Source organism: Nonomuraea sp. NPDC049607, assembly GCF_040675375.1.
Classification (GTDB): domain Bacteria; phylum Actinomycetota; class Actinomycetes; order Streptosporangiales; family Streptosporangiaceae; genus Nonomuraea.
In genome coordinates this window covers 1-22,470 of sequence record NZ_JBFAOV010000071.1, presented here as the reverse complement: position 1 = coordinate 22,470, position 22,470 = coordinate 1, and the positions used below count along the sequence as shown (strand labels likewise).

General features: G+C 67.0%; 19 protein-coding genes, 2 tRNA genes and 1 pseudogene. 8 read left to right on the top strand and 14 right to left on the bottom strand.

The features are described from left to right. Window positions 1-95 precede the first annotated feature (95 nt). The 7 genes from AB0J97_RS50345 to galU form a co-directional block, all read right to left on the bottom strand. Window positions 96-172 (bottom strand) — tRNA-Ala (locus tag AB0J97_RS50345). Between the two features lie 49 nt (window positions 173-221). Beyond that, a complete protein-coding gene (locus tag AB0J97_RS50340; protein ID WP_357696235.1) occupies window positions 222-794 on the bottom strand; it encodes a hypothetical protein in 573 nt (190 codons plus the stop codon). A 124-nt stretch (window positions 795-918) separates the two neighbouring features. After that, window positions 919-1,572, bottom strand: coding sequence for a GNAT family protein (locus AB0J97_RS50335; protein ID WP_357696660.1), 654 nt, complete (start codon window positions 1,570-1,572; stop codon window positions 919-921). 58 nt (window positions 1,573-1,630) lie between these two features. Beyond that, window positions 1,631-2,110, bottom strand: a complete 480-nt coding sequence (locus tag AB0J97_RS50330) for a MogA/MoaB family molybdenum cofactor biosynthesis protein (RefSeq protein WP_364104216.1) — start codon at window positions 2,108-2,110, stop codon at window positions 1,631-1,633. Next, window positions 2,107-2,583 (bottom strand): cyclic pyranopterin monophosphate synthase MoaC, encoded by a 477-nt coding sequence (gene moaC / locus AB0J97_RS50325; RefSeq protein WP_364104213.1) that lies wholly within the window; start codon window positions 2,581-2,583, stop codon window positions 2,107-2,109. The genes AB0J97_RS50330 and moaC overlap by 4 nt, the downstream gene beginning before the upstream one ends. After that, window positions 2,580-3,755 (bottom strand): gephyrin-like molybdotransferase Glp, encoded by a 1,176-nt coding sequence (gene glp, locus AB0J97_RS50320; protein WP_364104210.1) that lies wholly within the window; start codon window positions 3,753-3,755, stop codon window positions 2,580-2,582. Before glp ends, moaC begins: the two co-directional genes overlap by 4 nt. Then, the gene (gene galU, locus AB0J97_RS50315; protein ID WP_357696243.1) at window positions 3,742-4,644 is read right to left on the bottom strand and encodes a UTP--glucose-1-phosphate uridylyltransferase GalU; all 903 of its coding nucleotides are present in this window, start codon (window positions 4,642-4,644) and stop codon (window positions 3,742-3,744) included. Before galU ends, glp begins: the two co-directional genes overlap by 14 nt. A gap of 24 nt (window positions 4,645-4,668) precedes the next feature. Between galU and AB0J97_RS50310 the strand changes: the two genes are divergently transcribed. The 3 genes from AB0J97_RS50310 (at window position 4,669) to AB0J97_RS50300 (ending at window position 7,136) form a co-directional block, all read left to right on the top strand. Further along, on the top strand, window positions 4,669-5,238 hold the full coding sequence (locus AB0J97_RS50310) for a 5-formyltetrahydrofolate cyclo-ligase (protein WP_357696245.1): 570 nt from the start codon (window positions 4,669-4,671) through the stop codon (window positions 5,236-5,238). Between the two features lie 23 nt (window positions 5,239-5,261). Continuing rightward, window positions 5,262-6,767 (top strand): potassium/proton antiporter, encoded by a 1,506-nt coding sequence (locus AB0J97_RS50305; RefSeq protein ID WP_364104205.1) that lies wholly within the window; start codon window positions 5,262-5,264, stop codon window positions 6,765-6,767. Window positions 6,768-6,836: 69 nt separating this feature from the next. Continuing rightward, window positions 6,837-7,136 carry an FmdB family zinc ribbon protein gene (locus AB0J97_RS50300; protein WP_364104202.1) on the top strand — a complete coding sequence of 100 codons (300 nt, stop codon included), beginning with the start codon at window positions 6,837-6,839 and terminating at the stop codon, window positions 7,134-7,136. 33 nt (window positions 7,137-7,169) lie between these two features. On the opposite strand, the gene AB0J97_RS50295 is transcribed toward AB0J97_RS50300, so the two are convergent. Next, window positions 7,170-9,137, bottom strand: a complete 1,968-nt coding sequence (locus AB0J97_RS50295) for an MFS transporter (protein ID WP_364104199.1) — start codon at window positions 9,135-9,137, stop codon at window positions 7,170-7,172. A gap of 110 nt (window positions 9,138-9,247) precedes the next feature. On the opposite strand from AB0J97_RS50295, the gene AB0J97_RS50290 reads away from it, so the two are divergent. Genes AB0J97_RS50290 through mscL form a run of 3 tightly spaced genes read left to right on the top strand, consistent with a single transcriptional unit; the run spans window position 9,248 to window position 11,067 of the window. Beyond that, window positions 9,248-10,057, top strand: a complete 810-nt coding sequence (locus tag AB0J97_RS50290) for an S-methyl-5'-thioadenosine phosphorylase (protein ID WP_364104197.1) — start codon at window positions 9,248-9,250, stop codon at window positions 10,055-10,057. Beyond that, entirely contained in the window at window positions 10,054-10,635 is a 582-nt protein-coding gene (locus AB0J97_RS50285) for an SAF domain-containing protein (RefSeq protein WP_364104194.1), read from the top strand. Before AB0J97_RS50290 ends, AB0J97_RS50285 begins: the two co-directional genes overlap by 4 nt. Window positions 10,636-10,668: 33 nt before the next feature. Continuing rightward, window positions 10,669-11,067, top strand: coding sequence for a large conductance mechanosensitive channel protein MscL (mscL, locus tag AB0J97_RS50280; protein WP_364104191.1), 399 nt, complete (start codon window positions 10,669-10,671; stop codon window positions 11,065-11,067). A gap of 9 nt (window positions 11,068-11,076) precedes the next feature. Here the strand turns inward: mscL and AB0J97_RS50275 are convergent, their stop codons facing one another. After that, window positions 11,077-12,054: a D-alanyl-D-alanine carboxypeptidase family protein gene (locus AB0J97_RS50275; protein ID WP_357696259.1), complete on the bottom strand. Its 978-nt coding sequence runs from the start codon at window positions 12,052-12,054 to the stop codon at window positions 11,077-11,079. A 1,675-nt stretch (window positions 12,055-13,729) separates the two neighbouring features. On the opposite strand from AB0J97_RS50275, the gene AB0J97_RS50270 reads away from it, so the two are divergent. Continuing rightward, a tRNA-Arg gene (locus AB0J97_RS50270) sits at window positions 13,730-13,802 on the top strand. Window positions 13,803-14,618: 816 nt separating this feature from the next. On the opposite strand, the gene AB0J97_RS50265 is transcribed toward AB0J97_RS50270, so the two are convergent. The 5 genes and pseudogenes from AB0J97_RS50265 to AB0J97_RS50245 all read right to left on the bottom strand — a co-directional run bounded on the left by AB0J97_RS50265 (window position 14,619) and on the right by AB0J97_RS50245 (window position 19,158). Continuing rightward, window positions 14,619-14,990, bottom strand: a complete 372-nt coding sequence (locus AB0J97_RS50265) for a hypothetical protein (protein WP_364104187.1) — start codon at window positions 14,988-14,990, stop codon at window positions 14,619-14,621. 23 nt (window positions 14,991-15,013) lie between these two features. Beyond that, window positions 15,014-15,826, bottom strand: coding sequence for an FHA domain-containing protein (locus AB0J97_RS50260; protein WP_364104220.1), 813 nt, complete (start codon window positions 15,824-15,826; stop codon window positions 15,014-15,016). A gap of 402 nt (window positions 15,827-16,228) precedes the next feature. Next, window positions 16,229-16,885: a hypothetical protein gene (locus AB0J97_RS50255; protein ID WP_364104184.1), complete on the bottom strand. Its 657-nt coding sequence runs from the start codon at window positions 16,883-16,885 to the stop codon at window positions 16,229-16,231. A gap of 604 nt (window positions 16,886-17,489) precedes the next feature. Next, the gene (locus AB0J97_RS50250; RefSeq protein ID WP_364104181.1) at window positions 17,490-18,206 is read right to left on the bottom strand and encodes a hypothetical protein; all 717 of its coding nucleotides are present in this window, start codon (window positions 18,204-18,206) and stop codon (window positions 17,490-17,492) included. Between the two features lie 172 nt (window positions 18,207-18,378). Then, window positions 18,379-19,158: pseudogene (locus AB0J97_RS50245) on the bottom strand (transposase family protein). A gap of 311 nt (window positions 19,159-19,469) precedes the next feature. Here AB0J97_RS50245 and AB0J97_RS50240 point away from each other — a divergent pair. Beyond that, a complete protein-coding gene (locus AB0J97_RS50240) occupies window positions 19,470-21,317 on the top strand; it encodes an ATP-dependent endonuclease (protein ID WP_364104178.1) in 1,848 nt (615 codons plus the stop codon). The last annotated feature ends 1,153 nt before the right edge of the window (window positions 21,318-22,470 follow it).

Sequence of the window (22,470 nt, the reverse complement as noted above, 5' to 3'; positions counted from 1 at the left end):
GAATCGGGCACCCCTGAAACGACAAGATCCCGCCCGATCATCAAGATCAGACGGGATCCCGTCAACTTCAGTCCAGCCGTTTCAAGAACGGCTCCTGGTGGAGATGAGGGGATTCGAACCCCTGACCCCTTCGATGCGAACGAAGTGCGCTACCGGACTGCGCTACATCCCCAAGGACTCGACCAGATTAGCAAACTCCCAGAGGTACTCGCGCCACCCTTTCAGTCGCCCACCGCTCGTCTGGGCGGTTCGGCGTACTGGTCGAACAGGACGTCGGTGTGCAGTGCGGTCAGGTCGATGACCTCGGCCTCCATCTCGGCCGCCGCCCGGCGCCGCTCGCGTGCCCGCCGTAGCCGCTCAGAGCGCGCCTGGAGCGCCCGTTCGCGGCGCTCCCGGTCGACCTGTACGGCGATCCGCAGAAAGGCCGTGTACGCCAGCATGACGACCCCGGACGGCGCCACGCCCCACCACGGGATCATCTCGACCCCGGCCGTGACGACGGAGGCCAGCACGAGCAACGCGGTGAAGAACAACAACCGTCTGCGTCGCGCTACGATGATCGCCCTACGGCGAAGCCGGAACTGCCGGACATCGACCTTTTCAACCTCGGGTGCGTCCTCGTCGCCGATGGTGGCGTCGAGATTGTCCAGGTCGGGCAGGGCGTGCTCGCCGGTGTAGTGCTCCTCGAGCTCGGCGAGCTCCTGGAGGTTCGTCTTGTCCCGGCGCAACCACATCGGAATCAGGACGCACAGCCACATCACGACGATGGCGACATAGAGGAAGGCGCTGCTCACGACCACCTCCGGGCAGCACGAAAGCGCGTCTGTGCTCGTCGCGCCTTCATTGTGCTCACGTCACGCACCGTAAGACCGTGTGTCACTGATTGACGAGCATTCGGTGCGGTGTGTCGCGAGATCGTCAAACCTCTTCGACCGGAGATCCGCCGCGAGCGGCCGACTCACGTGCTCGCCGCCACTGTACGAGCAGGCCGCCGGGGACGTCCTCGACGGTCAGCGCGTAACAGATGTGGTCGCGCCAGGCCCCGTCGATGTGGAGTTGGCGACGCCGAATGCCTTCTTCCCTGAACCCGAGCTTCTCCACCACCCTACGACTGGCCTGGTTCTCAGGACGGATGTTCGCTTCTAGCCGATGCAATCCGGTGGTGAAAAAGCAATGATCGACGGCCAGGGCCAGGGCGGTGGGGATGATGGCCCGCCCGGCCAGCGCGCCGTCCACCCAGTAACCGACCTGGGCGGAACGGGCAGAACCCCACACGATGGCCCCCACGGTGAGTTGCCCCGCGAAGCGGCCGTCGTAGGTGACCACCCACGGCAGCGCCAGCCCCTGCCGCGCCTCGCGACGCAGGGTGCCGACCATGGAGATGTACGGGCCGAGCCCCGTTCTGAACAGTGGGGTCTCGGGGTTGCTCGGTTCCCAGGGACGCAGCCAGTCGGCGTTGCGCAACCTGGTCTCGCGCCAAACGCGTACGTCGCTCAGCCGCAGCGGCCGAAGGCCCACCGGGCCTTCGCTCAGGTTCGCCGGCCAGCCACGAAGTCGATCCACGCCTCTCATCATCCCCCCATCGGGCTCGATGTCGCCACGGATCATCGATCGGCAGACCGAAACCTGGTCAGCGGGGGTGGTCGCCGCCCTTGATCTGCTCGACCGCGTGCCGCAGGACGGGCGCGAGCACAGCCACCCCATCCCGGACGCCACCGGACGAGCCGGGCAGATTCACGATCAACGTGTCACCCGCCTGACCGGCCAGCCCCCGGGACAGGACCGACGTGGGCACCTTGTCGCGATTCGCCAGGCGAATGGCCTCCGCTATACCGGGAATTTCCCGGGTGATCACGCGGGCGGTCATCTCCGGCGTCAGGTCGAGGGGCGTGAGCCCGGTGCCGCCGGTGGTCACGATCACGTCGTAACCCTGGGCGACGCCGTCGCGCAGGGCCGCCTCGACCGCGTCGCCGTCGGGCACCACCAGCGGACCCGAGACCTCGCAGCCGGCGTCGGACGCCAGCAACTCGGCCAGCAACGGCCCTGACTTGTCGGCATATATCCCGGCGGAGGCGCGGTTCGACACGGTCACCACGAGCGCCCGGATCACGTGGCCTCCCTGGTCCACAGACCGGTCTTGCCGCCCACCTTCTCCTCCACCCGGACGTCGGTGATCACGGCGGCCGGATCGACCGCCTTGACCATGTCGATCAGCGCCAGGGCGGCCACGGTGACGGCGGTCAGCGCCTCCATCTCCACCCCGGTACGGTCGGCCGTCCGCACCCGGCAGGTGATCGACACCCCCCAGTCCTCGACGTCGAGCACGACCTTCACACCGTGCAACGCGATCGGATGGCAGAGCGGAATGAGGTCGGGCGTGCGTTTCGCCCCCATGATCCCAGCGATCCGGGCCACCCCGAGCGCGTCGCCCTTGGGCACCTCGCCCGACCGCAGCAGCGCCACCACCTCGGACGACAGCAGCACCCGCCCGGTCGCCGTCGCGGTACGGGCGGAGACGTCCTTGGCCGAGACGTCGACCATGCGCGCCGCGCCCGTCTCGTCCAGGTGCGTGAACTCGCTCACAGCCGGATCACCTCCACCTCGGACCCGCCGGGCACCTCGGTCACGTCCTCCGGCACCACGATCAGCGCGTTCGCCGAGGCCAGGGCCGCGAGCTGGTGGGAGCCCTGGCCGTGGACCGGCGCGACCGTGCCGTCGGAGGACAGCACGCCGCGCAGGTACGAGCGCCGGCCCGACGGCGAGCGCAGCGCCGCGGTGACGTAGGCGGTCACCCGGGCCGTGTCGGTGGGCAGGCCGCGCATCTTGTCGAGCGCGGGACGTACGAACAGCATGAACGACACGAAGGAGGACACCGGGTTGCCCGGCAGGGCGAAGATCGGCACCCGGTCGTCGCCCAGCACGCCGAACCCCTGGGGCATGCCGGGCTGCATCGCGACCTTCTCGAACCTGACCGTGCCGAGCGGCGACAGCGCCTCCTTGACGGGCTCGTACGCCCCCATGGAGACCCCGCCGCTGGTGATGATCGCGTCGGCGCGCACCAGGTGGGTGTCGAGCTGGTCGAGCAGCACGGCGGGATCGTCGCCGACGGACCCCGCGCGGAAGCCCTCGGCGCCGGCCTCGCGCACCGCGGCCGTCAGGGTGAAGCTGTTGGACTCCCAGATCTGCCCGCGGCCCAGCGGCGTCCCGGGCTCGACCAGCTCGGCGCCGGTCGAGATGACGACGACGCGCGGCTGCGGACGCACCCACACGCGCCGCCGCCCCACACCGGCGATGATGCCGAGCTGGGCCGGCCCGATCACCGTGCCGGCCTTGAGCACCACCTCGCCCGCCTGGACGTCCTCGCCGGCTCGGCGAATCGCGTTTCCAAGCGGTACGTCACGATTTATCTGGACAGAGACCGTGCCCCCGTCCGTCCACTCCACCGGCACGACGGAGTCCGCCCCGGCGGGCATGGGCGCCCCGGTCATGATCCGGACGGCATGCCCGGGGCCCACCGCCCGCAGTTCGTCGGACCCCGCGGCCACGTCGTCGATCACCGGCAGCGTGCCGGGAACGTCCTCGGCCCTGACCGCGTAGCCGTCCATCGCGGAGTTGTCGAACGGCGGCAGCGGCACCGGCGAGGACACGTCCTCGGCCAGCGTCGTGCCTAGCGCCCGCTCCAGCTCCAGCTCCAGAGGCGCCAGCGGACGCACAGTGGCCAGGATCTCGGCCAGATGCGCGTCAACCGATCTCATCGAGGAACTCCCGCAGCCACGGCACGAACTCCGGCGCGAGATCCTCACGATCCGCGGCGAACTTCACCACTGTCCGCAGATAGTCGAGCTTGTCGCCGGTGTCGTAGCGCCGCCCGCGGAACAGCACGCCGTGCACGGGGCCGCCCTCCTCGGTGCCGCGGCCGGCCAGCGTGCGCAGCGCGTCGGTGAGCTGGATCTCGTTGCCGCGCCCGGGCGGCGTGCTCTCCAGGACCTCGAAAACGGCGGGATCGAGCACGTATCGCCCGATGACCGCCCACGTGGAGGGCGCCTCGTCCACCGGCGGCTTCTCCACCAGGTCGGTCACCCGCACGACGTCGTCCTCGACGGTGCCGGCGATGGTGGCCACGCCGTAGAGCGAGACCTGCTCCCTCGGCACCTCCATCAGCGCGACGACGCTCCCGCCGAACGTGTTGCGCACCTCGATCATGCGCTGGAGCAGGCGGTCGCGGTAGTCGATCAGGTCGTCGCCGAGCAGGCACGCGAACGGGTGGTCACCGACGTGATGCTTGGCGCACAGCACCGCGTGCCCGAGCCCCTTCGGCTCGCCCTGCCGCACGTAGTGCAGCGTGGCGAGCGAGGCGGGCTCGCGGACCTGGGACAACCGTTGCTCGTCGCCCTTGGCCTCCAGGGCCTCCTCCAGCTCGAACGCGCGGTCGAAGTGGTCTTCGATGGACCGCTTGTTCTTGCCGGTGACCATGAGGACGTCGAGGAGCCCGGCGGAGGCCGCCTCCTCGACGACATACTGGATCGCGGGCTTGTCGACGATGGGCAACATCTCCTTGGGTGTCGCCTTGGTCGCCGGGAGGAACCGGGTGCCCAGACCCGCGGCGGGCACGACGGCTTTCGTCACAGGGTCGAAGTCAGCCATGAGTAGACCCTAGTGGAGGTACCTGTGGACAAGCTGAACCTGCGTCGCCAACTGCTCGCGGCGCGCACCCGTCTGTCCTCCGAACAACTACGGGCAAACGCCACCAAGGTCCGCGAGACGCTGCTCGAACAGCCGTGGGTCCAGATGGCCGGTCTGGTGGCCTGCTACTGGTCGGCGGGGTCGGAGCCGGAGACGCACGGTCTCGTGTTCGCTCTGTGGAAACACGGCGCGACGGTGATCCTTCCGGTGCTGAAAGAGGACAATGACCTGGATTGGGCGGTCTACGACGGCCCGGACACACTCGCCCCGGGTCGCTTCGGCATCATGGAACCGGTCGACACGCGTCGCGGCGTCGACGCCGTCCGCACGGCCGCGCTGGTGATCGTGCCCGCACTCGCGGTCGACCGCGGCACGGGGGTGCGCCTCGGACGCGGCGGCGGCTCGTACGACCGCGCGCTGGCCAGGGTGGGGCCGAACGTCCCCACGGTGGCCCTGCTGCACGACGGCGAGCTGATCGACGACGTGCCGGCCGAACCGCACGACCACCGGGTCCGTTTTGCGATGACGCCGGAAGGACTCACTAGGCTTATGTGACCGAAGGGACGAGAGGGGGCCGGATGACGCTTGATGTCTGGCTCCTGATCGGCGCCGGAATTGTCATCGCGGCCATCGCGTCCGTACGCGTCGCACATCGCAGCGGTCTGCCCAGTCTTCTCCTCTTCCTGGCGCTGGGTCTGGTTCTGGGGGCCTCGGGATTCGGCGCCAAGCTCGAAAGCCCGCAGGCCGTCCAGCAGATCGGCCTGATCGCGCTGGCGGTGATCCTGGCCGAGGGCGGTCTGACCACGACCTGGTCGCACGTCCGCAAATCGGTGCCGCTCGCCCTGATCCTGGCCACCGTCGGCGTGACGGTGAGCATCGTGGTCGTGGCGCTGGCCGTCCAGGGGCTGCTCGGCATGGATCCGACCGCGGCGCTGGTCCTCGGCGCCGTGCTGGCCTCGACGGACGCGGCCGCCGTCTTCTCGGTGCTGCGCAGGTTGCCGCTCCCGACCCGGTTGGCGGGGGTTCTGGAGGCGGAGTCCGGCTTCAACGACGCGCCCACGGTCATCGCCGTCGTACTGCTCAGCGGGGCGTCGCAGCGGCCGGCGTCCGTGGGAACGTTCCTGCTGGAAACCGCCATCGAGCTGGTCATCGGCGCGGCCGTGGGCCTCGCGGTCGGGCCCGCGGGCGCGTACGCGCTGCGCCGCGTCGCCCTCCCGGCCTCCGGCCTCTACCCGATCGCCGTGCTGGCCCTCACCTTCGTCTCGTACGGCGGCGCGGTGCTGCTGCACGGCTCCGGCTTCCTGGCCGTCTACCTCACGGCCCTCATCCTGGGCAATTCACGCCTGCCGCACCGCGCCGCGACCAGAGGGTTCGCCGAGGGCGCGGCCTGGCTGGCGCAGATCGGCCTCTTCGTCATGCTGGGGCTCCTGGCCACGCCCAAAGAGCTGCCGTCGGCCATCGTGCCGGGCGTGATCGCCGGGTCCGTGCTGGTGATGGTGGCCCGTCCGCTGTCGGTGCTGGCCAGTTCCACGGTGGCCCGCGTCCTGCGGCTGGACCGGGTGAGCTGGCGCGACCAGGCGTTCCTGTCGTGGGCGGGGTTGCGCGGCGCGATCCCCATCGTGCTGGCGACCATCCCGTGGGCGTCCGGTGTGCAGGGGTCGAAGGAGATCTTCAACCAGGTCTTCGTGATCGTGATCGTCTTCACGCTGCTGCAGGGGCCCACGCTGCCGTACGCGGCCCGGCTGCTCGGGGTGAGCGCGCCCGGCGAGGCGCACGACCTGGAGGTGGAGTCCGCGCCGCTGGAGGAGCTCAAGGCGGACCTGCTCCAGGTCAAGGTTCCCATCGGCTCGCTCCTGCACGGCGTGGAGATCTTCGAGCTGCGCCTGCCCGCCGGAGCGGCCGTGACGCTGGTGGTCCGCGACGGCAAATCGTTCGTGCCGGACAACAGCACCCGCGTCCGGGCCGACGACCAGCTCCTGCTGGTCACCACGGCCGCCTGCCGTGACCAGGTCGAACGCCGTCTGCGCGCCGTGAGCCGCAGCGGCAAGCTGGCCGGCTGGCACGGAGAGCGGGGGTTGGAATAGGTGTTTGGCCCAATCGGTTAGCATTAGCAGTCGCATCGCTCGAGTGCCAGAACGTATAAGGAGGAGCGCGTGCCGACCTACCAGTACGCCTGCAACGACTGCGGTGAGCAGCTCGAAGTCGTTCAGAAATTCACCGACGATGCGCTGACGGTGTGCCCCAACTGCCAGGGCAACCTGCGGAAGGTGTTCTCCGCCGTCGGCATCGTGTTCAAGGGTTCGGGCTTCTACCGCACGGACAACCGCTCGTCGTCCTCGACCTCCTCCGCCTCTTCGACCACCCCGTCGAAGCCGGCCGAGAGCAAGTCGAGCGAGTCGTCGTCCTCGTCGTCGTCCACCCCGGCGCCGGCGCCCGCGGCGGCCTCCAACTAGGCACGTCGACCCCGCCCGCACGGGCGGGGGTCCTCATCGAGGCCGGTCGGCGTACGCGCCGAGCAGTTCCGGCGCGATGCGGTCGACGAGCCGCTCCAGCTGTGGATCGGACCCCCAGTCGGCCACGAGCCTGCTCAGCCCCTCGCACGAGCAACGCACGAGCCTCAGGGCCGCCCGGTCCCCCTCCGGCGTGAGCCGCAGCCGCTCGCCGTCTTCAGAACGCTCCACCAGCCCCTCGTCCACCAGCCGGTCGACGTGGGGCCTGCCGTGTTCCCTGCTGACCTTGGCGCACTCGGCCAACTCGCCCGCCCCGACCCAACCCTTGCCGTTGAGCCTGGCGAGCACCCACACCCCTTGCGGCGGGACGCCGCTCAACCCGGCCAGCGCCCCGAGCCGTTCGTAGTAGCCCCTGCGCAGGTCGGCGTCGGCGAGCCGCATGAGCCCCCGTTCGACCTCCTCCAGCGACGACCGCTCGGCCGACGTGGCGCCCAGCCCCTCGCCCAGGTCCGCCGCCTTGGTGGTCTCCCTGAGCCGCGTCTGCGGGATGAACCAGCTCAGCACGAACGCCCCGAACATCACCGGCGCGGCCACCCGGAAGACGGCCGCGATGGCGTCGGCGTACACGTGGAGGAACTGACCGGCCAGCGCGGGAGGCAGCCGCTGGATGACGGTCGGGTCGCGCTGGATCCTCGACGGGTCGAACCCCGCCGGCAACCGGGCCCTGGCCAGCACCTCCCGCAGGTCGCCGTTGAGCGTGCCGGTGAAGACCGCCCCCAGCGTGGCGACCCCGAAGGACCCGCCGATCGAGCGGAAGAACGTCGCCCCCGACGTGGCCACGCCGAGGTCCTTGAAGTCGACGGCGTTCTGCACGACGATCACCAGCACCTGCATGGTCATCCCCAAGCCGATGCCGAGCACCAGCAGGTAGCCGCCCATCGTCAGCAGGCTGCTGCGCTCGCTCAGCCCGGACAGCAGGAACAGCCCGATCGTCGCCACGCCTGTGCCCGCGATGGGCAGGAAGCGATATTTGCCGGTCTTCGAGATCACCAACCCGCTGGTGATCGACAACGTCAGCATCCCGGCCATCATCGGCAGCAGGTACACCCCGGACAATGTGGGACTCACCCCGTGCACGACCTGCAAGAACAACGGCAGGTACGTGAGCGCCCCGAACATCGCGAACCCCACCACGAACCCCACCGCGGACGACATCGCGAACGCCCGCACCCTGAACAGCCCCAGGGGCAGCACCGGCTCCGCGGCCCGCCGCTCGACGGCCGCCCACGCCGCGACCAGCGCCGCCGCGGCCAGCGCCAGGCCGGCGATGACCGGACTCGACCAGGGATAGGTCGACCCGCCCCAGGTCGTGATGAGCACCAGGCACGAGGTCGCGCCGCCGAGCAGCACCACCCCGGCGTAGTCGATGCGGTGGCTGGTGCGCGTGTCGTCGCCGGGCAGCCCGGCCGCGATCACGGCCAGGGCGATCGCGCCCAGGGGCAGATTGATGTAGAACACCCAGTGCCAGGACAGATGGTCGACGAACAGCCCGCCGAGCAGCGGCCCCACGATGCTGCTGACGGCGAACACGGCGCCGAAGAAGCCCTGGTAGCGCCCGCGTTCGCGGGCCGAGACCACGTCGGCCACGATCGCCTGCGCGAGCACCATCAGGCCGCCGCCGCCCAGGCCCTGGATCGACCGGAACCCGATCAGCTCCCCCATGTTCCGGCTCAGCCCGCAAAGGGCCGATCCGAGGAGGAAGATGATGATCGCGGTGATGAAGAGCTTTTTGCGGCCGTACTGGTCGCCCAGTTTGCCCCACAGCGGCGTGGAGACGGTCGAGGCGAGCAAGTAGCCCGTCACCACCCACGAGAGCTGCTCCAGCCCGCCCAGGTCGCTCACGATCGTCGGCAGGGCCGTGGAGACGATGGTCTGGTCGAGCGAGGCCAGCAGCATCCCGAGCATCAGCGCGAGGATGATGAGGCCCAGCCCTTTTTGCCGCATGCGGCGATCCTACTCTTCGTACTGGTGTGCGCACGCTCCGCATTCAGGTTATCCACAGAACCGCGTTCGGCGTTCTCGGCACCCTCGGCCGTCCGGCTACTCTCGGCGCCATGGTCACTCGCGCAGACATCGGCGTCCTCGGCGGTTCGGGCTTCTACTCCCTCCTCGACGACGCGGAGGAGATCGAGCTCTCCACCCCCTACGGGCCGCCCAGCGACGTCGTCACGGTCGGCCGCATCGGCTCGCGTTCGGTGGCGTTCATCCCCCGGCACGGCCGCGACCACCGCTTCCCGCCCCACCGCATCCCCTACCGCGCCAACCTGTGGGCGCTGCGCTCGCTCGGCGTGACCCAGGTGCTCGCCCCCAGCGCCGTCGGCTCGCTCAAGGCGGAGTACGGGCCGGGCGCCATCGTCGTGCCCGACCAGGTCGTCGACCGCACCTCGGGCAGGCCGCAGACCTATTACGACGTCTCGGGGGCCGTCCACGTCTCCTTCGCCGACCCCTACTGCCCGTCCGGCAGAGCGGCCGCCGTGGCCACGGCCCGCTCCACCGGCTGGGGCGACGTCGTCGACGGCGGCACGCTGGTGGTCATCGAGGGCCCCCGCTTCTCCAGCCGGGCCGAGTCCCAGTGGTTCGCGGCCAACGGCTGGTCGATCGTGGGCATGACCGGCTACCCCGAGTCCGTGCTGGCCCGTGAGCTGGCCCTGTGCTACACCTCGCTCTCCCTGGTCACCGACCATGACGCCGGGGTCGAGGCCGGCCAGGGCGTGACCCACGACGAGGTGCTGGAGTTCTTCGCCCGCAACGTCACCCGCATGCGCACGCTCGTCGCCGAGACCGTCCAGGCCCTACCCGTCGACCGCATGTGCCCCTGCGGCTCGGCCCTCGACGGCATCAAGCTGCCCTTCGAGCTGCCGTGAGCAGGCAGCCCGCCTGGTTGCGCGCCTGGGCCCGGCGCCGCCGCCTGATCGCGGCGGCCCTGGCCGCGCTCGGCGTCCTGGCGGCCTATGTCGCCCTGCGTCCCGCCGCGGGCCCCGAGGTCCTCGTGGCCGCCCGCGACCTCGCCCCCGGCCTCCTGCGTCCGGGCGATCTCCGTCCGGCGCCGCTCGACCGTCCGCCCGACGGGGCTGTGCGCTCGTACGCGGCCGGCCGCTACCTCGCCGGCCCCATGCGCCGGGGCGAACCCCTGACCGACGCCCGCCTGCTCCATCCGGTGCCACTGCCGCCGGGCATGGTAGCCGCTCCGGTGCGCATCGCCGACCCCGACGCCGTCGCCCTCATCTCCCCCGGCTCCACCATCGGCGTCCTGGCGGCCTGGGAGGGCGGCCGGCCGGCCCAGCTCATCGCCGACGACGTCCGGGTGATCACCATCCCGCCGGCCGCCGACGACTCCCGCACGGGCGGCGCGCTCGTGGTGCTGGCGGCCACTCCGTACCAGGCGGCCCAGCTCGCCGGCGCCCAGATCTCAGGACGCCTCTCCATCACCTTCAAAACGTAACGCCGAGTAATCGTTCGACTACGCTTCTCGGCCATGAACGGATTCAGAAAGTTCCTGATGCAGGGCAACGTCCTCGACCTGGCCGTCGCGGTCGTCATCGGGGCGGCCTTCAACTCGATCGTGCAGTCGTTCGTCGCCGATCTCCTCACCCCGCTGATCTCGGCCTTCGGCGGTCTGCCCGACTTCTCGTCGCTGAAGATCACCGTCGGCGCGTCCAACTTCATGTACGGCAAGTTCGTCAACGCGGTGATCTCGTTCCTGATGATCGCGGCGGTGGTCTACTTCCTGGTCGTCAAGCCGTACACGCATTTCAAGGAGCGCGCCGCGGCCCAGATCGAGGCGAAGACCCGCGACTGCCCCGAGTGCCTGTCAGAGATCCCGAAGGCCGCCTCACGCTGTGCCTTCTGCAGTGCCGAGGTCGTGCCCGCCTAGAGACCCGGCTTAGAGCTGCGAGTCGATCTTCGGGTCGTACTCCCAGTGCCACGGCTCGAACGGGCTGCTGTAGGCCCAGGCGGGATGGAACCACCCGTACCTCTTGGAGTTGTTCTCCATCCACACGAACTCCGTGGACCGGAACCGCTCCACCCCGCCGCACAGGTCCACAGCCAGCCCGAGACCGTGGTTGCTCCGCCCCGGCACGGCGGCGAACCCCGGCCGCCGGTAGTAGACGGACTGCTGCTCGGCCAGGCTCCGGTAGGCGTCCGTCACGCAGATCGCCTTGCCGAACCGCCTCCGGTAGGCCTCGTTGAGGCTGACGAAGGCGATCGTGGCGTCCGCCCGCAGACTGAACCCCTTCTGCTGCAACGGACAGAGCATGCTCTTGGGGATGAGCCCGTTGGGGAAGTTGTTGGCCGTGGCGGCCTGGAGGGGGTTGCAGCCCAGCGCCGCCCGTCCAACCTTGTCGATCTTGATGCCGAGCTTCACCAGCGCGGCGGTGAGCGACTTGACGATCTTGTCCGAACGCTGCCTGAGCGTGTCGATCTCGGCCGCCATCTGAGCCTCGGCCAGCAGGTTGCCCGCCCGCAACTCCTGGGCCTCGGCGGCCAGCCCCTCAGCCTGCTTGTAGAGGGTGCTGGTCTGCTCAACGGCCTGCTGCCTTACCGCGACCATCTGGGTGGTGTCCGAAAGCGCCCGCAAGGTGCCGACCCCGGCGTCCCCCGACAGGAACGGCACCACGCCGTCCGCCCCGATGGGCTGCTCGTAGAGCAACTCCGCCAGCTGCGAGACCGGCTGCCGGATGACCGCGAGCCTGCGCTCCAGGTCCTGCAGCCCGTTCAGCTTGGTCTTGAGCTCCTTCTCGGAAGCCGCGATCGTGGCGCGCCGCTTCTCCAGGGCCTTGGTGGCGTCCTCAAGCTCCTTGGCCGACCGCTCGGCCTCCTTGCGCAGCTCCGCCAGATTGCTCGGATCCCGCCGGTCCATCTGGGTCCGCGCCTGAGCCTGCGCCGCGGATGGCACGAAGAGAGAAGCCATCGCCATGACGACCGCGATCAGACCCGCTGATCGAGGGGATGGCACGTTCGACTCCTCCGTTTGCACACTCGTTACCCGGGTCAGGCACGCACGTTACTACAGCCCCCCGAGTGTCCGGACCGAACTCCGAAGAGCTGCTATGAGACAAAAAGCGCACTATGTACGGCTCCCCCTCCCCACCAGCACCGTCACCCCCCTACGCCCGACTCTCCATGAAGTCCTGCGCCTTCCCTGAGCCCTTTGGTGTGGTTTCGCCTTCGGCGGCCCGGGATCCGGCGTCGCTGTGCATCCTGGAGTCTTCTACGTGGATGCTTCGGGACGGCACGTACTGGGCAGATGTGTCAGCCGCAGTCCTGACCTGCATTCCCTGCGGGTCGTAGGCCGTACGCCAGCCCGCCATCCTTGAGTCGACTGTCGAGGCGTGGCATAGCCCTGACCGGCGTCCGGCTCCCCCCTGTGCGCTTAAGCACCTTTCCTCACCCCTTCACAAGCCCCCAGCGTCCTCTTTGCCGCCAAATCGCATGACTCACCTGCCCGCGCGGACTCACCCAAGCACCCGAGCTCCTACGGCTCGGACGTCACGCGGGGAGAGCAGCGCGCCCCTATCGCCAGCGCTTCTTCGAGATCACCGCCGACAGCCTCCACGGGTATACCTTCCGGAACCGTGCGGCCTGCAGCGAGTGGGCAGTTCCTGAGCTGCGCCACCTGCCCCGCAGCCCCTCCTCATACGATGCGCACCGCCGCCAACCCCTGCGCCCTACACCGGCCTTGCACCGGACCACCGTCAAGAGCTGCCGAAGCCGACACTCGATGTCCCACCCCGCCAGAGCTGTCCGAAAGGGTAGATCCAACTCCATCAACCACCACCAGACTCACCCAAGCCACTCCCGCCGCCTCCAGACGCCACGACATAGAGGGACCAGGTCGCGCGGGCATGAACCGTCGCCGACCGGGTGACACCACACACCACGGGCACACCCTCCTCAGCCCCTGCCCGCCGCCGCCCTCACAATCCCGACAGCCAGCCATAGCGGGCATTCTGCGCCGCCTCCTGCTCACGCTCCCGGCACATGTCCCACAGCCAGGTGTCCTCCCACTCCCCCGCACATCCAGGCGAGGGCTGCGAAGGCGTAGTCGCGTACGGCTCCTCCTCAACCACCGGAGCCGGATCAGGCGCAGGCTTAGGCGCCGCGGGCCGCACCTCCAAGGCCTCGGACGCCTCAGAGACCTTCCGCACAGGCGCCGGAATCACCCCTCCGTACCGCCGATCGGGATGCGCGGGCGCGGGCATCCACACAGGCTCGAACGCCAACCGCACCGCCCTCCGCCCCTCCATCCCCACCGGCCCACCAACCCCCTCAAACCCCCGCATGTCCCCAGCCAACAGCCCGCCGGCGAGAATCGCAGGAGCCAACAACGCCCCGAACAACACGACGGGCCGCCTACGAGCTTGGGTGGATCGCCTCCTGGTCACAGGCAGACGCTATCCACGCACGAAGCGCAGGAATCTGACCGCTTGTCATGCCTTTACCGCAGCTCAGAGCACCCATAACCAACGTCACCAAACTCACCCCAGCCCGAAGGCCCACGCACTGTCCAACTTTCGCTAGGCTTACGAGAGTCCGCCTCCGTAGCTCAGGGGATAGAGCACCGCTCTCCTAAAGCGGGTGCCGCAGGTTCGAATCCTGCCGGGGGCACTCATCTAGATCGGCATATTTAGCCCCTGACCTGCGGTTTCACAGCCGCAGGTCCTTTGCTTTCCGGACCTTGATAGGCAGCAAACGGTGCCCGCATGCAGCCGTAAGACCATGATCAGGGGATATGCTCGGGATGATCTAGATGCCATTTCCCCAGCTCAGGCCCCAATTCGCCGCCATCCCAACCCCCGGAACCTGCTACGACCGCCTGGACACTGGACGAACGCAACGGATGATCGTGTCAAATGCGTGTAAGCCCCTACTTGAGGTGCACGCTCACCCGCGGAGTACGGGTCCCTGCCCCGGGGACAGCCGTGGCCGCCAGAGCGCCGGGCTGCGGAACCGGGGGCCGGGATCCTCGGCCAACATGTCCTGCAGCATGTACGCGCCCGCCTCCACCTGAAACTCTGAGTCGGCAAACCGTGACAACTTCAGCCTGCATCTGACGGCCAAGAAGGCCAAGCGGGGTCGGGCAGTGGGCGGAGGCGAACAACGTGAAGATCGCCTACACGCCACCCATTCGTCACGTGCGCCGCCGTCGCTTTCGCACTCGGGCCGAGGCCCGCCTGAAAATCGCTACCTAGATCGCCGGTTCCTACAACACCACCCGGCGGCACAGTGCGAACGACGGTCTGCCGCCCACCACATTCGAACGTCAGATGATCGAGAAGAGACAAGCTTCATCGGCCCTGAGGACTGTTGTGGCATAGAACCGTCTCCACTCTTTCAGGGGATTGACACCCCGGTTGCGGCCCCTCGGTGATCACGTTGCCCTGCGGGGCGGTGTCGCTCCGGGGGAGCGTCCTCAGGCCCGGCTCAGCCTGTAAGCATGCGCATGATGGGAGCTCCGAGCGCCCCCAGCCAGCCCGCCAGAGCCATCAGCGGCCCGCGCAAGGATTCTCCCGCCGCGACGATCGCCCCCGCCGAGGTCAGGGCCTCAGCCAGCCGGGTCAGGCGAGTGGCAATGCTCTGGCGATCGGGTCGCGCGCGGTCCAGTTCGGTCTGTACGGCCTCTGCCTCGGCCGCCTCGGAGGACAGGCCGAGAGCCTGGAGCCGGGTCACCAGCGACGAGGCCCACTCACTGGGCTCCCCGCCGAGGAACGTGCCCTGCTGGCCACCCTGGATAGTCTGGTCGCCGCCCACGTTGTTGATGTTGACGGCCTGCTGGTTGCCGATATTGAAAGTCAAGTCCGTCCTCCGACTCATCCGCGCTAAAGGGGCGCGTTCCAGCTGTGCCGTGGGTCGCTGTCCACGTTCTTGCCACGTGCCGCGGCGATGACATGCATGGTCAATGCAAGCAAGAAGAGCATTAAGCCAACCGCTCCGACGATGTACCCGATCGTCACGACTGACGATGCGTCGCTCACCCCTAGGAATCCAGAGCCGAAGTCCGGCGGCTTGCCGGATCCTGATTTCCTCACGGAGTCCCAACCTTTAGCGAAACTCTCGAATGTGCTCCTCGAGGCCTGATTTTCGAGGTAGGTCCCCCAGAGGAAGATCAAGCCTCCGCTGAACATCAGCGTCACGCTCAGCCAGATCAACCGCAGAGAACGGGTGCGAGCCGCCGCGACCTCCCGTAGGAAGCTGTTCCGCTCCTTGACGTAGTGGTTGTACTGGTCGCGGCCCACATTGTTGATCTGGCCGCCTGTCTGCCGATCGACGTCGAAACGGACCGGCCGCTCCTGCGGGAGCCGGGCGGGCGGCATCAGACCGGTGTTTCCGGGCACCTCGTACCGCACGCGGACCATGCCGAACTGGATCACGTCGCCATCGTGCAGCACCCGCTGTCGCCGCACCGGTTCGCCGTTGACCAATGTGCCGTTGCGTGATCCCAGGTCCTCGACCCTGGTCTGGCCGCCCGCCTGGCTCAGCGCGGCATGAAGGGAACTGAGATGAGGGTCATCAAGTCGTAGATCGGCGGCGTGCCCTCGGCCGAGCGACCAGCGTCCGGGACCCACGGAAAGCACTGTCCCCGCAAGCTGCGACGGGTGGATGACGATTAATCGGGGATCATCTGATGACATCGCCACGCCACCTCCTCTGGCGACCCCAGTGCTGTCCATGGTGCACTGTCACAACCCATTCTGCCAGTCTTTTCAGACTCGCTTTCGTGATAAGTCCGGCTTGATTTGGCGTTACTGGAGAAAGGGTCCTTCGAAAAGAGGAGGGCCAGCTTTCCGTAATTTACCTCGACGATGGATCGGAAACGATTTCGTGATCCTATGAGGAGGTCGATCTGCGGGTTTGTGGTTCCTCGGGCGGTGCCCGCGCAGGTCTGCCGACGTCCGGCCATGCCCTGTCATGAGGGGCCGAAATGGTAAACGCCGGTGTTCGCTTCACGAAACACGGTCGATCTCCGGTGGTCGCCTACCTCTCCCACCCGGGCAGGTTAGGCCGGCTGGTCGGCCAGAGTGGAGGCTGGTCCATTAGTGGCCCAGTAACTCGGCAACCCGCACGAGCGGAGTCACCAGCGTTACGATCTGGTCCGGATCTTTAATCCTGCCGGGCTGCCAGGCCAGGAGGTCCGGACCGGCCAGGCTCCACGCCGGTACTCGGCCGGCGAGGTGCGCAGCGATCAATGCCGGGCCGAGGAGGGCCCGGGCCAGCGCTGGGTTCCTGGTCTCCACCCGGAACTGCCGGTCGAAGGCCTCATGACCGGTCGCGGCAGCGTTGTCGCCGAACATCGTCCGGCCCAGCCGCGATAGCGGACCCCGGTGCACGACTGCGATCGGCGGGTACTGGGCGTCGAGTCGCACCGCAGTGACGATGTAGTGGTGCGTCGTGGTGTCGCTCGACCCGTCAGAATTGCTCGAACTCGTCTCGTATGAATACTCGGCTACGCCGAGGAGTCGGCCATAGACAGCACCGGATACCAGTAGGGAGACGCCGCTATGGTTCCTCCCGGGCAGCCGCGCCGCCCAGTCGCTGGGTCCCCGCCGCCTTGCGGCGCTGTGGCCTATGCCCCAGTCGCCGGTCGGCCGCTGCTTGACGGTCCAGCCGTGGTACGCGGCCCATTGCCGGATCCGTTCCTGGCGCTTCCGCTCGGCTCGCGCGCCCACGACAACCAGCGTGACGATCAGCATAATGATCAGTGTGATTAGGGCGACGCCACCGAGCGCGGCTAACACCTCCATTCCGCGAGCCTAGGGCATCCGGCGGTAGGCGTCATGTCTCGGATAAGTTCGGCCCGCGGAACTCTGCTTGACCTGCTCGGGCCTGTCGGTTAGAGGTACAGGGTTCCATAATTCAGACCGACGCAAGGCCGTTCTACAAGCAAATAGCTTTCGGGAATCCTTGTTCTCTTCGGCTTCACGCAAATCCGGTGGACGTTGACCGGCCAAAAAGATGGTCCAGGCCATTGGCATCAAGGAGCTAAAGAGAACCTGTCAGATCCTGGCCGCCCTGATCTGCCCGGCGCTCGAGGATCAAGTGGCCATCCGGGCCGGCACGTGCGATCCTCCCACTGGCCAAGGAGGTGTCTCTGAATCGCCCCGGGTTCGGTGGAGACCTTTGGTGTGCCCCGCTACACGGAACGCTTTTCATCCTCGGACGAGCTCGTACAGTACGCCGCCAACCCCGGCCCGTTCCGACGCAAGCCCACCCCGCCCAGCCTGCCCAAGCCGTCTGAATCAACGGACCTGCCAAGGAGGAACCAGCTTCGATACATAACAAGTCGCCTGAAACTTCTCAAACAGTTTGACAGTTACCGTCATTGTCTGGCGGCAGCCACCCAACGCCTTTCAGCTTCGCCTCCAGGTCCTTCAGCTCCGCCTGTTGTCGGCGCTCTCGATCTTCCCGCTGCATCTCCCACATCTCTTCTTGCATATGAATTTGCTCCTGAACTTCGCCGAGGGCGTGTAGGAGCATCGCTGACGGCTCTCCGACCGGCTCGCCTCGGCTGATCCGCCCCAGGACTTCGCGGGCGTGGTGCGCAACGGAGTGTCGGGTAGAGGATTCGACTCTGCCGATGTGCTGCCACCAAAAGTCCGCGAAGTGCAGCACGGTATGAATGTCGTCCAGCCTCTTCTGAGCTGTCGGGTCTGAGAACTCATCGATGGCCATCTGGAGCTGCAGGAGCAGAGAGTCTCGTTTCTTCTCCCATTGCTCGTCCTCCTCTCGCGGCGGCCATTCGCCTTCGGAAGGGCGAGGGTGGTTGCGCAAGATCGCTTGGTGATCTCTGAGTTCGACAGCCTCGCTTGGCTTAGGTCTCAACTCGATGAGCTTGGTAATGGTCCGTCGGGCGCTCAGCACAGCATCGCGTTCACGTGAACCCTGCTGTCGCTCACGTTCGAGTTCCCGCTGATGCCGCAGTGTCCATCTAGTCGTGATGATCGAGACGGAGCCGCCGATGAGACCGCCGGTGAGCGTACCTAGCAGGGCGGGGATGACCTGAGCCCAGTTCATCCCCTGACTATCGCGTTAACTACTCTGGCGACGCTAGATATGTTCTCGAACTCGGCGGATTTGATCTCCATCTCGCAGCTAAGCTCCGGCCATGGCGGACATCGGCTACCTGGTTGCCCTGCAGATGTGGCTTTCCGGGGATGCTGATCTGCAAGGCGCGACCATGACCCTTTTATCCTGATGTGGCCTGTGCGACGCGGTGGTCCTGAAGGACGGCGATGGCCTTGCACAGGTGGCCGGCCTTGCTGGGACTGCAGCGGAGCTTTCGCAGGATGCGCCAGCTCTTGAGCTGGGCGTTCGCACGTTCTCCGGGCCCGCGAAGGCGGGCATGCGAGCGGTTGGCCCGCTTCTGGGATTCAGGCTTATTCCTACCCTTGTACGGCGTGACGACCGGGCCTCCTGCGCCTTGATACGCCTTGTCGGCCAGGGTGATGATGCCGGCCTGCTCCAGCGCGCGCAGAATGCCCCAGATGCGGGCGGCGCTCAGGTCATGAGTCTTCCCCGGAAACGCGCCCGACGTCCACAGGATCGTCCCGTCCGGTGAGGCGATGACCTGCACGTTCATCCCGTGCACATGGTCCTTGCCGGAGAAGTACGGGTGGTCGGCCTTCACACGGTCGATGTGGATCAGCGTCCCGTCCAGGACCAGGTAGTGCAGCCCATCCCTCTTCGCCTGGCGCAGAGCCTGTCCGAGCTTGGGCGAGCGGGCCGACAACAGCATCACGGTCTCTTCCGCATACCGCCAAGCGGTCGCTGTCGACACCCCGAAACCGGCTCCCAACTCGTCGAACGTCTCGCCTTTGCGAAGGTAGACCAGCACCAGCCGCGCTTACTGGCCGGGGTTGAGCCGTCGCCAGGTCGACTTGATCGCTTTGCGGTGCCGGCAGATCAGCCCGGCGACGTAGTTCAGCGTTGAACGCGACAAATCGACGGCAGCACGATAGAACAGCATCCAGGGCTCCCGGTGGTGACGGTGATGGTTGTGGTGATCAACCCGTCTACCAGGAGCTCATCTACGTTATGAGCCGAACACCGGACCCGCGATCATGCTGTGACCAGCAGGCCCGCCGTCAGAGGATGAAATAGGTTCACGGGAAGAAGCGCCCGAGAGAGGGTCTCCCAAGGACATCTCTGCGATCATTCCTCGCCTCGATGAATCGGCATAAAACGGTACGAAAGCTCGGGGTGCCGACTTTGGGCATGTTCCGACCAACCTCCGGATTCCGGTTGCGATGGGGCCCATGTGTCCGATGAGGTTAATGGGTGCGCATACGACGAGTCGCGATCAAGAACTATCGGTGCCTAAGGGACGTCGACATCCGCTTCGAGGACATCACGACCTTCATCGGGCCCAACGGAGTGGGTAAGTCGGCAGTCTTGAGGGCTTTGGACTGGTTCTTCAATGGAACGAGCCAGACGCTGACCGAAGACGACGTCTGGGCCGGAGCGCAGGACAAACAGATCAGCGTCGAAGTCGAGTTCTCCGATCTCACTGACGTGGATCGGGTCGCGCTGGGCAAGTATGCAGCGGGCGGCGTCCACACAGTGAGGTTGTGGCGCCGCTGGGAGAACGGCAGGGACAAGCTGTCGGGACACGCTCTCACCTATCCGCCATTCAACGACATCCGGCAGGTCTCCGGCGCAACCGACCGTCGCAAGCGGTATCTGGAACTACGGGAGACCCGGCCGGAGCTCGGTCTGCCGCCGGCCGGGAGCGCGAAGGCGGTGGACGACGCGCTGATCGCGTGGGAGCGGGAGCATCCAGACGAACTCCAGGGGGCAGAGCTGGCCGCGGACACGCACTTCTTCGGGTTCGCCGGTCAAGCAAAAATGACGGGACTGTTCGACTACGTGTTCGTCAGCGCCGACCTGCGCGCGGGCGAGGAGGGTCGCGACTCCAAGGGCTCCATCATTGGCCGCATCCTCGACCAGGCCATCAACCGCAGCGAAGCCGAGGCCGAGATCGCCGGTCTTCAGATGCTCGTCAACGCTAGCCGCGAGAGCATTCAGAGCAAGCACTTTGGAGAGCAGCTCGACACTCTGTCGAGCCGGCTGACCGACGAGGTCAAACAACTCACCATGGGCCGCAGCGTTCAGGTCAGTTCACTGGTGCCAGAGCTTCGCCTGCCACAGGCCCAATTCCAGGTTTCGATCCAGGACGGCGTAGCGCGGACCCGCATAGATCAGCAAGGACATGGCTTCCAACGCGCCCTGCTGGTCACGGCGTTGCGGGTATTGGCTCAGAGCGAAGCCACCGAAAACGAGCGCACCATTCTCCTGGCCATCGAGGAGCCGGAGTTGTTCCAGCACCCGGTCCAGGCTCGGGCTTTCGCCGCGGTGCTCCGCAAGCTCGTCGGTGACGTCGGGCACGGAATCCAGGTCGTATATGCAACGCACAGCCCGTACTTCCTCGAAGCGGAGGGCTTCAGCGAGATCCGACGCATGACCCGCGCCTTCGCGGGAGGAGCACCGTCGGTCGAAATCAACGCGACGACGGCCGACGCCATCGCGAACCGGCTGAGCCCACTTATAGACCGTTCCAAAGTTCGGAGACGACTGACCAGCATGTGCCTTGCCAATCTTCCTGAGGCGCTCTTCGGCCACGTGGTGATCCTTGTGGAGGGCAATACCGACAAGGGCGTGCTGGAAGGGTGCGGCCTTCGCATCGACCCACTAAACAGGCACGGCATCGTGGTCGCCACCGTAGGTGGCAAGGACAACGTCACTCTCGCGCACGCCATCCTCACCGAACTAGGAGTACCTTGTTACGTCGTCTTCGACGGCGACGCCGACTGCACGCCGGAAAACGCACAGGACAACAAGAACAAGAACCGTATGCTCCTCAACTACCTCGGCGCAGTTCCCGAGGACTTCCCCATGACCAAGGTGTACGACTCCTACGCTGTCGTTCACGACAACATGGAGAAGTATCTGCAGGAGGAGTGGCAGGATTGGGAAGCTGCACGGCGCACTCTTATCGGGGAGGGACGCGGTGTGAACGGCAAGAACGAGGCCACCTACCGACAGGCCGCCGTCGAAGCGGCGACAAACCCGCCAGCCTGGCTCAGCGACCTACTCGCCAGGGTGATCGACCTCACGCCTGACAACTAACAAACGGTGGCTCGCCGGGCTTCAGCGGGGTGGGGCAAGGTGGAGCAGACGATGGCCAGCAGGGACGATGAGCCAGGTGGCCGACCTCCACGGCTTATAGGCCGACCGTGACGTCCTGCAGAAGGCTCCACACCCAGCCGAGCGGGGCCCGAGTCGCGCTGCTTAATCCGTTCCTTCGAATACAGGCCAGCACGGGTCTCCCCCGTGCTGGCCCTCGGCGACATAGGAGACGGCGAGTCTCTTGTACGGCTGCGGGTGAAGCTCCTCACCGAACAGCCAGCACACATGCTCACGCGCGGAACACCGCGACTCCAAGGTTCAACGCTTTCGTGCGCCTGCGGGCCGGCGGGGGCTCTTGTTCGGCGGCGAGGCCATACGACGTTTGCGGGACCGATGACGGCCAGGTTCAGGCGTTGTCCACGGCAGCATCCGGAAGGCCCGATCGCTGATGAGATTCGGCGCATACAGCGCAGTTGCGATGACGGTGGTGGCCAGCACCGCCTCCAAGAACAGAAGGATCACGGCCATGGTGGGTGCGTTCAACCATAGTACGGCGTGAACACTAGCCAGGGTCCAGGCTGTCACGGCTCTGGCCTCAGAGAGTCGGCGGCGGGCAGGGCGGGCAAAGGACATGACCGCAGGATGCGGCCGGTGACAGCAGGTCCGGAACAGCCATTGGACAGATTCAGACTGGGAAGAAGTTTCCGCGCATGTGGCGCGAATCCCTGTCCGAGTGCGACAGGATCCGAAGGGTTCGGACACGATGGGTCGCCGCGGGCGGCTTGAAGATGGGGGTCCTGCGATGACGTCGCCGCGTACACCGGCGGATTTCGGAGCGGCCTTTACCGCGCTGCTAGCCGCCGCGGGGCTCAACGTCGATCAGGTGTTACGCCGCCGACCGGTAGCCAGCCGTAGCACTCTGTTCGAATGGAAGAAGGGCGTCCACCTACCTGAGGACGTCGGTCCACTCATGGCGGTCGTGGAGCTGTGCCTGGCGGAGGCCGTCGTACGCAACACCGTTCTGAGAGTGCGTTTCGCGAGCTGATGCCCCTTTCGTTGCCGGAGTTGGCTTAGGTCGCCCGGTCAGAGGCTCGTCATTCGGGCTATGGGCGCGGTTGGGTGAACAATCCCGGTTCGGTCTCGACGAGGATGC

What these genes read in the sequence shown, in the direction of transcription:
- AB0J97_RS50335 (WP_357696660.1), bottom strand. Translation starts at nt 1,572, where the DNA reads ATGAGAGGCGTGGATCGACTTCGTGGCTGGCCGGCGAACCTGAGCGAA.
- glp (WP_364104210.1), bottom strand. Translation starts at nt 3,755, where the DNA reads ATGAGATCGGTTGACGCGCATCTGGCCGAGATCCTGGCCACTGTGCGT.
- galU (WP_357696243.1), bottom strand. Translation starts at nt 4,644, where the DNA reads ATGGCTGACTTCGACCCTGTGACGAAAGCCGTCGTGCCCGCCGCGGGT.
- AB0J97_RS50305 (WP_364104205.1), top strand. Translation starts at nt 5,262, where the DNA reads ATGACGCTTGATGTCTGGCTCCTGATCGGCGCCGGAATTGTCATCGCG.
- AB0J97_RS50295 (WP_364104199.1), bottom strand. Translation starts at nt 9,137, where the DNA reads ATGCGGCAAAAAGGGCTGGGCCTCATCATCCTCGCGCTGATGCTCGGG.
- AB0J97_RS50290 (WP_364104197.1), top strand. Translation starts at nt 9,248, where the DNA reads ATGGTCACTCGCGCAGACATCGGCGTCCTCGGCGGTTCGGGCTTCTAC.
- mscL (WP_364104191.1), top strand. Translation starts at nt 10,669, where the DNA reads ATGAACGGATTCAGAAAGTTCCTGATGCAGGGCAACGTCCTCGACCTG.
- AB0J97_RS50275 (WP_357696259.1), bottom strand. Translation starts at nt 12,054, where the DNA reads ATGGACCGGCGGGATCCGAGCAATCTGGCGGAGCTGCGCAAGGAGGCC.
- AB0J97_RS50260 (WP_364104220.1), bottom strand. Translation starts at nt 15,826, where the DNA reads ATGTCATCAGATGATCCCCGATTAATCGTCATCCACCCGTCGCAGCTT.
- AB0J97_RS50255 (WP_364104184.1), bottom strand. Translation starts at nt 16,885, where the DNA reads ATGCTGATCGTCACGCTGGTTGTCGTGGGCGCGCGAGCCGAGCGGAAG.
- AB0J97_RS50250 (WP_364104181.1), bottom strand. Translation starts at nt 18,206, where the DNA reads ATGAACTGGGCTCAGGTCATCCCCGCCCTGCTAGGTACGCTCACCGGC.